Origin of the sequence: Ilumatobacter sp., assembly GCF_039969435.1 — a bacterium.
Classification (GTDB): domain Bacteria; phylum Actinomycetota; class Acidimicrobiia; order Acidimicrobiales; family Ilumatobacteraceae; genus Ilumatobacter_A.
The window spans coordinates 23,882-37,540 of sequence record NZ_JBDVNU010000020.1; the positions used below are offsets into that span (position 1 = coordinate 23,882).

Genomic DNA, 13,659 nt, shown 5'->3' on the forward strand with positions numbered 1-13,659 from the left:
ACGGACCGGACGTCCGCGGTAGGTTGGGCGCCGTCCTCAGCCGAGTGCGTCGATGGCGGCGGCGACGGCGAGGACGCGACGAGCGTTGTCGACGTGGAGGTTCTCGATCATGCGACCGTCGACCGTCACCACGCCCTTGCCCGCCGCGACGCCCTCGTCGAACGCGTCGATGACACGACCGGCGTACTCGATTTCGTCGGCGGACGGTGCCCACGTCTCGTTGCACGGCTCGACCTGACTCGGGTGGATCAGCGTCTTGCCGTCGAAGCCCATCTCCATCCCCTGCACGCACTCTGCGAGGAATCCGTCCGCGTCCGTCACGTCGTTGTAGACGCCGTCGATGATCACCTTGCCGGCCTCGCGCGCCGCGAGGAGCGACGTGGCGAGGTGGGGGACCAGTGGATGGCGACCGGGAACGATCGGCGAGCGCAGTTCCTTGGCCAGGTCGTTGGTGCCCATGATCAACACCGCCACGCGAGGATGGCCGGCGATGCCACGCACGTCGAAGATCGCAGCGGGCGTCTCGATCATCGGCCAGATCGTGGTGGTCGACGGCGCTCCGGCTTCGTCGAGCAGCGCCGCGACGTCGTTCACCATGTCGACGGAATCGACCTTCGGGATCACGACCGCCGACGGTCCGGCCGCACCGGCTGCGGCCACGTCCGCAGCTCCCCATGCCGTGTCCAGTCCGTTGCAGCGGATGGTCAGCTCGCGGCTCCCGTATTCACCGGATCGAACGGCGGCGACCGCCGCGACACGGGCGTCGGGTTTCGCGTCGGGTGCCACGGCGTCCTCGAGGTCGAAGATGATCGCGTCGGCGGGAATGGTCTTCGCCTTCTCCAGTGCCCGATCGTTGGCAGCGGGCATGTACAGCACGGACCGGCGCGGTCTCAGGTCATCGTTCATGTCAGTCACTCGTTCCCATCGGGTGTTTGCGTGTCGTCGGGGTGTCTAGGTGTCGTTGGGGTCTTTGCGTCCGGGTTTTCCATCAGGAAACACCCCATCGGGATGCAGCCACGCCATTCCAGTCGTCAGAAGCCGTAGGTGGCGGCGAGCTCGGGGTCGCGTTCGGACAGCGCCTTGGCGAGTTCGACGACGACGTGGCACTGCTTCACCGAGGCGTCGTCCTCCATCTTGCCGTCGAGCATCAGCGCACCGGTGCCGTCTCCCATCGCCTCGATCACACGTTGTGCGTGGGCGACGTCCTTCGGGTCCGGACTGAACACCTTCTTGGCGACGTCGATCTGAGCAGGGTGCAGGCTCCATGCGCCGACGCAGCCCAGAAGGTATGCGTTGCGGAACTGGTCTTCGCACGCCACGACGTCCTTGATGTCGCCGAAGGGACCGTAGAACGGGAGGATCCCGTTCATCACGCAGGCGTCCACCATCCGAGCGATCGTGTAGTGCCACAGGTCCTGCTGGTAGGCGAAGCGGTCGGCGTGGATGTCGGTCTCACCGTCGTCTCCGACGGGCGGATCTTTGCGCACGAGGTAGCCCGGGTGGCCGCCACCGACGCGGGTGGTCTTCATCCGGCGGTTCGCAGCGAGGTCGGCCGGACCCAGCGACAGGCCCTGCATGCGTGGTGACGCTGCGCAGATGGCCTCGACGTTGGCCATGCCGCGTGCCGTCTCGAGGATCGCGTGGATGAACAGCGGCTCGGAGCGGCCGACCTTGGCTTCGAGTTGCGCGAGCAGACGGTCGACGTAGTGGATGTCCTCGGGCCCCTCGACCTTGGGGATCATGATCACGTCGAGCGCGTCACCGCACTCGAGCACCGCAGCGGTGAGATCATCGAGGCACCACGGCGAGTCGAGGCTGTTGACGCGTGTCCAGAACTGGGTGTCACCGAAGTCGACGTCGCGTGCGACCTCGATCATCCCCGCCCGTGCTGATTCCTTCTGATCCGCCGGCACCCCGTCTTCGAGATTGGCGAGGAGGATGTCGACGGTCGGCGCGATCGCCGGCACCTTGCTGCGCATCTTCTCGTTCGACGGTGGGAAGAAGTGGATCATCCGGCTCGGTGGGAACGGGATCTCCGCGGGCGGAGGGGGTGCTCCGACGGCGAGCGGGCGGAAGAAGTCTCTGGCGGGACGCATCACCTCGAACGCTAGGTCGCGACGCTCACTGGGCAGCAATCCGTGCGGCGGAAGAGACCCACCGTCCGAGCCGAGTCGCCCTGATGGACCCGACGGCGCGACCTACGATGAGCCGATGGCGAGCGCAGCACGGCCCCCATCGCCTCGGCTCGACGCCGGTGGCCCCACCACTCGATTCCGCCGGATGCGGTCGACGATGGCCGTGACCGCGGGAGCCGTCGCGGCGCTGGCAGGGTGCACTTCCGGTGGCGCGGGCGCTCCGCCGGAGACCGGCGGCGACGAGGTCATCGGTTCGGCGTCGCAGGACGAGTCGACACCGTGCATCGTGTCCCTCCACGGAAAGGGCGGCGACGCGACACCGACCGAGACGAGCGGCGGGTTGACGCTGCTCGGCCCACGAGGCAACGACGAAGGATGGGGAGGTCGGCAGTGGAACTACCTCGACGACGACTCGTACGCTGCGGCCGTCTCGATCGTCGCCGGGTCGATCGAAGACGATGCGTGCGACTCGGTGGCGATCCACGGATTCTCGAACGGCGCATCGTTCGCCGCCCGGCTGTACTGCGACGCCGAAACGTTCGGCGGTCGTCTCGTCGGCGTCGTCATCGACGACCCGGTCACCGACACGGCGACCGAGAACTGCGAGCCGGACCCCGACGTCGACGCGACGCTCTACTGGACCGGCGCGCTCGAGTCGCAGGCTCCGGCCGGGACCGACTGCGGAGGTATTGACTGGACGTGCAAGGACGGCGTCGTCATCGGCATCGGCGCCTTTGCGGACGCCGCTGGGCTTGACGTGACACCGAGCCCGTTCGTCGAGCACCGCCGTTTCGACGACGCGCCGGACCCGGCACGCTGGCTCGAAGACGTCGATGCCTGAGCGGTGGCGGTCTGTTCAGTCGGGAAGCGTGAGCCGAATCCCGTCGACGACGACGAGTCCGTCGGCGACCAGCCCGGCGAGGATCTCGGCGTCGAAATCCGCGGCCAAGCGAGAGCCGGAGCCGAGCGCTGCCATCACCATGCCGCGTCGCTGGCGATCGCTCCCTTCGAACGGCGCCTGCTTCGTCGACACCCCCGCCGATCCGACCGCTGGATCGGGGTCGGGACGCCCGGCGACGTTCCAGGAGCACGACGTCGCGAGCGGGCACTCGTCGCAGTGCGGAGTCGGTCGACAGACGAGTGCGCCGAGGTCCATCACGACCTGGTTCCAGGTCCACCCCTCCCCGACCGGGACGACGTCATCGGCCAGCGCCTGTGCGCGCTTCGGTGTCAGTCGCTCGCCCGCAGTGCGAGCGAGGATCCGTGCGATGTTGGTGTCGACGACGGCGACATCACGCTCGTAGGCGAACGCCAGTACGGCACGGGCGGTGTAAGGACCGATCCCGGGCAGGGCGAGCAGAGCATCGAGGTCGTTGGGAAGTCGACCAGCGTGCTCGTCGACCACGATCGTGGCCGTCGTGCGCAGGTTCCTGGCCCGACGGGGGTACCCGAGGCCGTGCCACAGCCGCAGGACGTCGCCGAGCGACGCTGCTGCGCAGGACGCGGGATCGGGAAAGGCGGCGAGGAAGGCCTGCCATTTCGGGATCACCCGGTCGACGCGGGTCTGCTGCAGCATCACCTCGGCGGCGAGGATCCGCCAGGGGTCGCGATCTCGACGCCACGGCAGATCACGCATCCGCGGCACGCCCCAGGCCAACACCGCCACCGGGTCGACGCCGCTCACGCCGGGAACACCGGAGCAGGTCGGCTGCAGCTCAGTCGGCCCAGACGTCGGTGCCGTCGTACGGACGCTTGCGTTCGGGGGCTGCGTCCTTCTTCCAGATCAGCACCTTGCGCTTGAAGTAGCAGACCTCCTTGCCGTCCTGGTTGAAGCCCTTCGTCTCCACGGTGACGATGCCACGATCGGGCTTCGACTGCGACTCCTTCACCTCGAGCACGCGGGTCTCGGCGTGGATCGTGTCGCCGTGGAAGGTCGGGAACTTGTGCTGGAGCGTCTCGACCTCGAGGTTGGCGATCGCCGCTCCGGACACGTCCGGCACGCTCATCCCCAGGACGAGGGAGTACACCAGGTTGCCGACGACGACGTTGCGACCCTGCACCGACTCGGCGGCGAACCAGTCGTTGGTGTGTAACGGATGATGGTTCATGGTGATCATGCAGAACAGATGATCGTCGTACTCGGTGATCGTCTTGCCCGGCCAGTGCTTCAGGATGTCGCCAGGGGTGAAGTCTTCGAGGTACTTGCCGAACGGGCGCTCGTGGGTCGTCATGCCCGCAAGGTACCCGCGGCGGGAGGCGTCGACCAACGCAACGTCAGGGGCGCTCTGCTCCCTCGATGTTGCCGTCGGCGGTCGTGCCGTCGTCCGTCGTCCCCTCCGCGGCAGCGTCGCCGATCGAGGAGTCGGGATCGGCGGGCGCGGCTCGTTCGCGCTGGCCGAAGCGCAACGCGAAGTCGATCCGCGACTCACCCTTGGCGGGCTCCGTGCGGGCGAGCTCGCGCAGTCTCGACAGGCGGTCGCGCTTCTCGATCTTCCACGGACCGACGCGCAGCGAGGCGTACGCGACCGCTCCGAGGAAGATCGGGAAGAAGAACTGGGCGAAGCGGTACGCGGCCACGCCGAGCGTGGCCGTGTCACGGGTGAGGCCGAAGCCGACCAGCGTGAGCACGTAGGCGGCGTCGACGTACCCGAGCCCACCCGGCGTGATCGGGATCGCCGCGAGGAGGTTCGCGAGGCCGAACGCCACGATGAGTGCGTCGATGTCGAGCGAGCCGCCGAAGGCGCGGAGGAACACCCACAGCGCCGCCGCATCGACCAGCCAGTTCAGCATCGCGTAGACCACCACCCGCTTGAGCAGAGTCCGGTCGCTGATCAACTCCTCGAGCCGCGTGGCGATCTGGCGGAGAGCGTCGGCCGTGCGGTCCTCGTCGGCCCGCAGGCGTCGTGCGACCCAGCGGATGACCCGCTCGGCGCGACCCTGGCCCTCCATGATCCCCACGACGAGGAACCCGGCGATCCCGATGATGATGATGCCCGCCAGGGCGGCGCCTCCGTAGTACGGGTTGACACCGCGTCGCGGGACCGACACCACGAGGCCGAGCCAGAAGACGAGGTTGAGCACCACGGCGGAGCCGATGCCGGCGGTGGCGAGCGCGAAGCCGGCATCGGGCCCCTTGATCCCCGACAGGGTGAGCAGGCGGTAGCCGAGCGCCGAACCCGCTGCGTTGCCACCCGGGACCACGTTGGTGAGCGCCTTGGTGCCCAACTGGATCCGGAACATCCGCATCGCGGACAGCGGATCGGCCGCTTCGCCGAGCGACGCCCGGGTCAGCAGGGAGTAGAAGAACAGCGCACCGAGTTCGAGCGCGAATCCGACGCCGATCAGGATCGGATTGACGTCGCGGAGTTCCTGCGCGGCGGTGACGAACTGTGGGATCAGAGCGATCGCGTAGTACAGCACCAACGCGAAGAGCATGATCTTGATGCCGAACCGGACCGGGCGGATACGCGGTTTGACCACCGACGGCGTGCGCAGGAGCAGCGGCAACTCCCCGGTCGGCAGGACGTCGCGGTCCATCTCGAACGTCGCGTCGTGCGCGTCGGATTCGCTCACAACGCCTCGGCGAGCCGGGCCAACCGCATCGACAGACCCGGGTTGTGGGCGATCCCCGTCTTGCCGAGATGTGCGATCACCAGGTCGCGGTCCGGGAACACCACGATGAACTGGCCTTCGTATCCGTGGCAGGCGAGGCTGCCGGGGAAGGCCGGCCACAGCCACCAGTGGCGCCCGTAGTCGAGCCCCGAGCCGTCGTCGTGGCCCGACCAGGTACGTGCGTGGTCGGTCCATCCCGTCGGCAGCAGCCGTTCGCCCCTGCCCTGATCGGCAACGCCGTCGTGGAGGTACAACTCGCCGAAACGGGCGAAGTCGCCGGCGGTCGCGTAGAGGTACGACGATCCCACGAAGTCGCCGGCGTCGTCGAACTTCGGCGTGGCGCTGGTCATGCCGGCCGGGTCGAACAGCCTGGTCCGGAGGAACTCGCCGACGGCGGCGCTCCGGTCGCCCGCGTCACCACCGGCCGAACCGGAGACGATGTCGCCGATGATCCGGCACAGGATGTTCGTCGTGCCCGACGAGTAGTTGAACACCGAGCCCGGCTCCGCGACCAACGGTTGCGACGCCGCGTAGTGAGCGAAGCTCGGATCGGTTCCACCGAACAGCATCTCGATGCAGTTCGACGCCTCGCCGTCGACGTAGTCCTCGACGAAGCGCAGCCCGGACCGCATCTCCAGCAACTGCAGCGTGGTGATCGCGCCCTTCGCCGTGCCGACCCACTGACGGACCGGCGCAGGCGCGTCGACGTCGATCATCCCGTCGGCGACCAGCACCCCGATCGCCGCGTGCGTGACCGACTTGGCCATGCTCCACGACAGCAGGGTCGACTCGGCCGTGATCGCGATCTCGGGCTCGAAGTCGTTGGCCGCCTGGACGCCGTACCGCTCGGCCACGACCTCTCCGCCGCGGCGAGCGACGAATGCCAGCGAGACGCCGAGGTCGGGCGACCTCGTGAACATCTCCTCGAGGATCACCTCGGCTGCGTGGGTGGCCATGAGGCGTGACACTATCGAGACGAATCCACCCGGAAGCGGAGGCACGCGCTCCCACGTACTCCCCCGGCGACCGAAGGAACCGACGTGTTCGACGACGACGTCGAGCATCGCCGCCGAACGGTCGGAGGGCGGAGGCACGGCGGCCCGAGACCACGTGCACGCACGGTTTCCGAACATCCTCAGGCCCCGGCCCGGTGAGTCTGCGTCGCCCCGTGCACGACCCAGACTCACCACACGAGTTGGCGCACCCGGCCCGGTGAGTCTTCGTCGCCCCGTGCACGACCGAGACACACCACCGGATACCGCACCCGGCCCGGTGAGTCTGCGTCGCCGCGTGCACGACCGAGACACACCACCGGACACCGCACCCGGCCCGGTGAGTCTGGGTCGGCGCGTGGGCGACGGAGACTCACCGCTCGGATGGCGCAGCCTGCTCGACGGCCGGCCGAGCGGGCGGGCTTGCGGGCGAGCGCCGGTCAGACGAGTCGGGCAGCGAGTCCGATGAGACCCGGGACGTCGTGGATGTCGACGTCGAGCAGAGGGAGTTCCACGATCGGCGCGTCGCCGGCGAGTTTCTCGAGAGCCACGAGTTCGTTGCGTTCGGCCGTGGCGAGCCGGGTGAGTTCGCGATGCCATTCGACCTGTTCGGCCAGCGGCCCCTCGCCGATGTCGGCGAGCAGTTCGACGTCGGCGTCGCTCAACGGGTCGGGCAGCGGATGGATCAGGTTGACCACGAGCCCACCGAGCGGGAAGTGCTTGGCGGCGATGGCATCGAGGAGGTGCTCCGCTTCGCCCACGGCCTCGGCGCGGGGGCTGCACACCACGACGAACGAGGTCCGGTCACCGCGCAGCAGACGCGAGACCTCCTTGGCACGCTGGCGCAGGCCGCCCTCGATGTTCGCGAGCGACCGGAAGAACTGGACCGTGTCCTCCACGATCTGCGGGCCGGCCAGGCGCTTGACCGCCCAGAGGAACATCGACGAGGCCGCGTCGGTGATCTTCGCGAACGTGCGCTGGCCGACCGTGAGCGCCCGGTACACCGGATGACTGAGGAACCCGACGAGGCGATCCGGCGCCTCGAGGAGGTCGATTGCATGGCGACTCGGCGGCGTGTCGACGATGACGAGGTCCCACTCCCCGCTGACGTGCAGCTGATGCAGACGCTCGACCGCCATGTACTCCTGCGCACCCGACAGCGAGCCGGAGATGGCCTGGTAGACGGGGTTGTTGAGCACGGCGTCGGCTTGTTTGCGCGAGCCGGCCTGTTCGCGGACGAGTCGGTCGAAGGTCTGTTCGGCGTCGAGCATCAGCGCCCACAACTCGCCGTCGGTGGCCCGCTTGGTCACTCCGGGCACGAGGTGCGGTTCGTCGGCCTCGGCCGAGTCGTCGAGTCCGAGGGCGTCGGCCAGCCGTCGCGCCGGGTCGACGGTGACCACGACGACCTTGCGACCCGATCGCGCCGCCGCCACACCGAGCGCCGCAGCCGTGGTGGTCTTGCCGACGCCGCCGGGTCCGCACGTGAGGATCAGTTCGCTGTGCTCGACCACGTCGGCGAGTGAATGGATCCCCTGGACGTCGCTGCGTTGTTCCACGCCGCTCACGACGCCACCTCCTGGTCGGCGACCAACACATCAGCCAGTCGAGCAAGATGCTCGGCGCCGATCCGAGGTGTGGCGAGGCGCGGCAGCGTCAGGATCGGCTCGCTGCGCGATTCCCGCAGTCGTTGCAACTGTTCGCGTTGTTGCGCGAGTCGGCTGCGTCCGAACGCGGCGGCGGATTCGAGCGACGCCTTCGCGGTGTCGGTGAGTTTGATCTTGTGGGACCGAGCGGCCATCGCCGGCGACTTCTCCAGTCCGGGACGATCGGGCCAGCAGGCGTTCACGACGAGCGGCAACAGCGCCATCCCGAGATCGTCGCCGAGGTCGACGGCGAGTTCGATCACCTCGGTGATCGGCGTCTCCTCGGGCAAGGCAACGAGGAGCGCTGCACATCTCGCCGAGTCGGCGAGCATCTCGGACACCTCGCCCGCCTGGTCGAGCACGGGGCCCGACTTCACCACGTCGGACAGACCGGACGCCGAGCGCAGGAAGGGCGCAGCATGGCCGGCGGGCGGTGCGTCGACCACGATCAGGTCGGCGTTGCGCTGCTTCTCCAACTCCTTGATCTTGCCGAGCACCAGCAGGTGTTCGAGGCCGGGTGTGGCAGCGGCGATCATCGGGAGCGAAGCCGCCGACGCCGCGCGGCGCAGCAGACCGCCGACGCCCTTCAGTTCGAGGTAGTCGCCGAACGCCTGGTCGGCCGGGATCGTGCGGGCACGGATCCTGCCACCGCCGTCGAGTCGTTGCAGGGTCTGCTCGCGGTCGTTGATCTCCCTGCCACCGAGCAGCGGACCCATGCCGGGCCGACCGTCGACCGAGACGAACAGGACATCGGCGCCGTCCCGGGCCGCGGCCAGAGCGACGGCAGCCGCAACCGTCGACGATCCGACGCCGCCCTTTCCGGCCACGACCATCACGTGTGCACTGGTCAACCAGCCCGCGTCACTCACACCCACACGGTACCGAACTGCGAGGCGCGCTCACTTTCGCTGCTCAGCGGCGGCGTCGAGGCGAGCAACTCGGACGCAAGGATCTGTCGGTCGCTTGTCAGGCACTCCAGGGACGACAGGCGTATGTGTGCGCCGGCTCGTCGAGCCTCGGATCCGTCGGCGGCGACTTGCTCTCGCGCTGCAGGTCCGAGTCGCTCGTCGTCGAATGGTGTCACCGGAGTCCGTGCGCCGGGAGGTGTCAGGCGACTCGGCAAACCGAGTCAGGCGGCGTCGACCGACCGCCGGGGGCCTGGCGGCGCCAGCGGCGTGACCAAGCTCTTCGAGGAATCCGGGCGACGTGGCCTCGTCACGACCAGCTTCGCTACGTTCCACGCACCCACCGCGACGATCGATGCAATGGACCACCAGACGATGACGAAGACCCCGCTGACTCCCACGAGTCGAGATCGTCGCACGCACCGTCACCCGTTGGGGGGATGGTGCTCCAGTTGTCGGCGTTCGGTCAGAAGTCCTCGTCGAAGCTGACGTTGCCTTCGATGCCGGTCTGGTAGCTCGACACGGTGCGCTCGAAGAAGTTCGACAAGCCCTGCACGTCCTGGAGTTCCATGAAGCTGAACGGGTTCTTCGACCCGAACTCGCTCTGGTAGCCGAGCAGGTGCAACCGCGTGTCGGCCACGTACCGCAGGTACTCGCGGGTGTCGCCCAGGCTCATCCCCGGAACGCCGTCGGCGAGCACGTCGGCGGCGAACAGGTACTCGCAGTCAACGGCGTCACGCAGCATGGCGCGGATGTCGGCCTCCATCCGGTCGTCGAACAGCTCGGGCTCTTCCTTGCGCACGGTGTTCACCACCTCGAGCGCGAAGTTCATGTGGCAGGACTCGTCGCGGAACACCCAGTTGGTGCCGTCGGCGAGGCCGTTCAGCAAGCCCTTCGAACGCAGGAAGTACACGTACGCGAACGCTGCGAAGAAGAACAGCCCCTCGATGCAGGTGGCGAAGCAGATCAGGTTCATCACGAACCGACGACGCTCGTCCTGGGTGGTGATCGCGTCGAGTTCGTCGACGGAGTCCATCCACTTGAAGCAGAACTCGGCCTTGGCCTTGATCGACGGGATGTTCTCCACGGCGGCGAAGGCGGCTTCGCGCTCGGCCATGTCGGGGATGTAGTTGTCGAGCAGCGTGAGGTAGAACTGGACGTGCAGGGCCTCCTCGTACAGCTGACGCGAGAGGAACATCCGCGCCTCGGGGCTGTTGATGTGCTTGTACAGGTTGAGCACGAGGTTGTTCGCGACGATCGAGTCGCCCGTGGCGAAGAACGCCACGAGGCGGCTGACCATGTGCTTCTCGGCCGGCAGCAACTTGCGATCGAGATCGACGAGGTCGTCGGAGAAGTCGATCTCGTCCACCGTCCAGGTGTTCTTGATCGAGTCCTTGTACATGTCGAAGAACTGCGGGTAGCGCATCGGCCGCAGCGTCAGGTCGAAGCCGGGGTCGAGGATGTTCGTCGGGCGGGCGTTGCCCACCGGCACGATCGTCGAGAGGTTCTCGGTGACGGGCGCCTCGTCGGCATCGGCGGCCAGTTCGGCGTCGGTGTAGATCGGGTCGATGAGTGCCATCAGTCGCATGCCTCGCAGTGCTCGGGGTTCTCGAGCGAGCAGGCCAGTGCCTCTTCCTCGGTGAACGTCTTCTTCGGTGTCGGATCGATGGCGGGCTCGCCACCGTTGGTCGGAGGTGTCGCAGGAGCGGTTGCCGCGGGTGCGGCGGTCGTGCTCTTGTTGATCTTCGTGGCGGCACGGCTGCGCAGGTAGTACGTGGTCTTGAGACCGGACTTCCATGCGTGCAGGTACATCGAGGAGAGCTTGCCGATCGTCGGGGTCTCCATGAACAGGTTCAGCGACTGGCTCTGGTCGATGAAGGCGCCACGCTCGGCACCCATGTCGATCAGCTGGCGCATCGGGATCTCCCAGGCGGTGCGATACACCTCGCGGAGTTCGGCCGGGATCCGCTCGACGTTCTGGACCGATCCCTCGGCCTGCTTGATCTCGGCGATCATCGCTTCGTCCCACAGGCCACGGGCCTGCAGCTCGCTCACGAGGTAGCGGTTGATCTGCATGAACTCGCCCGAGAGCGTCTCGCGCTTGAACAGGTTCGAGACCTGGGGCTCGATGCACTCGTAGCACCCGGCGATCGAGGCGATCGTTGCGGTGGGGGCGATCGCGATGAGCAGCGAGTTGCGCAGACCGACGTCGGCGATGCGGGCCCGCAGTGCGTCCCAGTCCAACTCGGCGGGGGGCGTGACGCCCATGGCGCCGGAGCGGCCCTGTGCGTGCCACAGGTCGAACTGCAGTTCACCCTGTGAGGCGCGGGTGCTCTCGAACGCCTCGTGTGGCCCGTGGGCCTCGGCGAGGTCGGTCGACGCCCACAGCGCGTGGAAGTAGATGTGGGCGCTGATGCGACGGCTGAGGTCCTTCGCGTCCGGCGAGTCGAAGGCGAGACCCTGCTTGAAGAACACGTCCTGCAGACCCATCAACCCCAGGCCGACGGGGCGCCACACGTTGTTCGAGTGCTCGGCCTCGGGCGTCGGGTAGAAGTTGATGTCGATCACGCGGTCGAGGAACGGCACCACCTGGCGCACGACCCGACCGAGACGATCGAAGTCGAACTCGGCGTGTCCCGACGCATCGGGAGCGTTGACGTACGAGCCGAGGTTGAGCGACCCGAGGTTGCACACCGCGGTGTTGTCCTGATCGGTGATCTCGAGGATCTCGGTGCACAGGTTCGACAGGTGGACCACCCGCGGCGTGCCGTCGGCGTTGACGCCACCGGTCTGGTTGCACTTCAGGTTCGACGGATCCTTGAAGGTCATCCACCCGTTGCCGGTCTGAGCCAGCGTGCGCATCATCTTCGAGTACAGCTGGCGGGCCGGGATCTGCTTGACGAACGAACCCGCTTCCTCGAGCCGGAGGTACTCGGCTTCGAACTCGGTGCCGTACAGGTCGGTGAGCTGGGGTGCCTGCTTCGGGTCGAACAGGCTCCACTGCCAGTCCTTCTCGACACGTTCCATGAACAGGTCGGGAACCCAGTTGGCGATGTTCAGGTTGTGCGTCCGGCGAGCGTGGTCACCGGTGTTGTCACGCAGTTCGAGGAAGTCCTCGATGTCGGCGTGCCACGACTCGAGGTACACGCACGCCGCACCCTTGCGACGGCCACCCTGGTTGACGGCCGCGACGGACGAGTCGAGGGTGCGCAACCACGGGACGATGCCGTTCGACAGGCCGTTCGTGCCGGTGATCAGGCTGCCCTTGGACCGGATGCGGTGCCAGGCGACGCCGATGCCGCCGGCGAACTTCGACAGTTTGGCGATGTCGGTGTAGCGCTTGTAGATGCCTTCGAGGCTGTCCTCGGGCGAGTCGAGCAGGTAGCACGACGACATCTGGCTGTGCGTGGTGCCCGAGTTGAACAGCGTCGGGCTCGACGGCAGGTAGGCCAGCGACGACATCAGGTCGTAGAACTTGACGGCGTCGTCCACGGCACCCGGGGTGTTCTGGGTGGCCACCAGGCCGCACGCGACACGGAGGAAGAAGTACTGCGGCGTCTCGATGACGTCACGACGCTCGGGATGGCGCAGGAGGTACCGGTCGTACACGGTCCGCAGACCGAAGAACTCGAAGTGGCGGTTCCGGTCGGAGTTGATGGCTGCGTTCAGTTCGGGAGCGTTCGCCTCGACGAAGTCGAACACCTCCTGGCTCACGATGCCTTCGGCGTGGGCGACCTTGATCGACTCGGAGAACCACGGGATGTTCTGGTTGCGGACCTCTTTGTCGATCACCGTGGCGAGCAGCCGCGAGGCGAGCTTGGAGTAGTTCGGCTCGTCGACGATGAGGCCCGCAGCGGTGCGGATCGACAGGTTGTCGAGCTCACCGGTGGTGGCACCGTCGGCGAGCGCCGAGATGGTGCGGGTGGCGACACGCATCGGGTCGACGCCGAGCAAACCTTCCGATGCCCGGGCGATGGCGTTGACGATCTTGTTCAGATCGACCGGTTCGACGGCGCCGTTGCGCTTGGTGACGCGCATGCCGGTCGGGCCTGCCTCGGCCGTGGCCACGGGCATCGTGGCTCCCGTCCGCGACGCATCGGTGAGCGTGGCTCGGCCTGCGCTCGGCACCGTGTCGGTCTGGTCTGTCTCGATCAATGTCACTGCTGCTCCATCTGGCCGCTGCGGTCACCCCACGTGGTCGGGGGCTTCTCCGGCGTTGTCGTCGTGTGTTGTGTTCTGGTGTTCGGACTCGGGTGCTCTGGGCCGGTTCGGGCCCGCGATGGGAGCAGTTCGGACGGTGTGCCCCAACCACCACATCTGGTGTTCTCTGGTGTGTATCCCCGGTCATGACCACCACATGTCGTGTCATGGC

Annotated in this window: 11 protein-coding genes; 1 reads left to right on the forward strand and 10 read right to left on the reverse strand. The window is 67.5% G+C overall.

All coding sequences use genetic code 11. From position 1 onward, the window contains the following. Positions 1–36: 36 nt before the first annotated feature. Together ABJK40_RS11200 and ABJK40_RS11205 are read right to left on the reverse strand one after the other, a co-directional pair. Entirely contained in the window at positions 37–906 is an 870-nt protein-coding gene (locus tag ABJK40_RS11200; protein ID WP_348480767.1) for a CoA ester lyase, read from the reverse strand. Between the two features lie 125 nt (positions 907–1,031). Next, positions 1,032–2,096 (reverse strand): CoA ester lyase, encoded by a 1,065-nt coding sequence (locus tag ABJK40_RS11205; protein WP_348480768.1) that lies wholly within the window; start codon positions 2,094–2,096, stop codon positions 1,032–1,034. 115 nt (positions 2,097–2,211) lie between these two features. Between ABJK40_RS11205 and ABJK40_RS11210 the strand changes: the two genes are divergently transcribed. Beyond that, positions 2,212–2,976 carry a hypothetical protein gene (locus tag ABJK40_RS11210; RefSeq protein ID WP_348480769.1) on the forward strand — a complete coding sequence of 255 codons (765 nt, stop codon included), beginning with the start codon at positions 2,212–2,214 and terminating at the stop codon, positions 2,974–2,976. A gap of 15 nt (positions 2,977–2,991) precedes the next feature. On the opposite strand, the gene ABJK40_RS11215 is transcribed toward ABJK40_RS11210, so the two are convergent. From ABJK40_RS11215 to ABJK40_RS11250, 8 genes are all read right to left on the reverse strand, one after another. Further along, positions 2,992–3,819 (reverse strand): A/G-specific adenine glycosylase, encoded by an 828-nt coding sequence (locus tag ABJK40_RS11215; RefSeq protein WP_348480770.1) that lies wholly within the window; start codon positions 3,817–3,819, stop codon positions 2,992–2,994. Between the two features lie 31 nt (positions 3,820–3,850). Continuing rightward, positions 3,851–4,366 carry a MaoC family dehydratase gene (locus ABJK40_RS11220; protein WP_348480771.1) on the reverse strand — a complete coding sequence of 172 codons (516 nt, stop codon included), beginning with the start codon at positions 4,364–4,366 and terminating at the stop codon, positions 3,851–3,853. A 43-nt stretch (positions 4,367–4,409) separates the two neighbouring features. Continuing rightward, positions 4,410–5,708: a lysylphosphatidylglycerol synthase transmembrane domain-containing protein gene (locus ABJK40_RS11225; protein ID WP_348480772.1), complete on the reverse strand. Its 1,299-nt coding sequence runs from the start codon at positions 5,706–5,708 to the stop codon at positions 4,410–4,412. Then, on the reverse strand, positions 5,705–6,703 hold the full coding sequence (locus ABJK40_RS11230) for a serine hydrolase (protein ID WP_348480773.1): 999 nt from the start codon (positions 6,701–6,703) through the stop codon (positions 5,705–5,707). Before ABJK40_RS11230 ends, ABJK40_RS11225 begins: the two co-directional genes overlap by 4 nt. A gap of 476 nt (positions 6,704–7,179) precedes the next feature. Next, positions 7,180–8,304, reverse strand: coding sequence for an ArsA-related P-loop ATPase (locus tag ABJK40_RS11235; RefSeq protein WP_348480774.1), 1,125 nt, complete (start codon positions 8,302–8,304; stop codon positions 7,180–7,182). Beyond that, entirely contained in the window at positions 8,301–9,251 is a 951-nt protein-coding gene (locus ABJK40_RS11240; RefSeq protein ID WP_348480775.1) for an ArsA-related P-loop ATPase, read from the reverse strand. The genes ABJK40_RS11235 and ABJK40_RS11240 overlap by 4 nt, the downstream gene beginning before the upstream one ends. A gap of 502 nt (positions 9,252–9,753) precedes the next feature. Next, positions 9,754–10,713 (reverse strand): ribonucleotide-diphosphate reductase subunit beta, encoded by a 960-nt coding sequence (locus tag ABJK40_RS11245; protein ID WP_348480816.1) that lies wholly within the window; start codon positions 10,711–10,713, stop codon positions 9,754–9,756. A 152-nt stretch (positions 10,714–10,865) separates the two neighbouring features. Further along, on the reverse strand, positions 10,866–13,361 hold the full coding sequence (locus ABJK40_RS11250) for a ribonucleoside-diphosphate reductase subunit alpha (protein ID WP_348480817.1): 2,496 nt from the start codon (positions 13,359–13,361) through the stop codon (positions 10,866–10,868). Between the last annotated feature and the right edge of the window lie 298 nt (positions 13,362–13,659).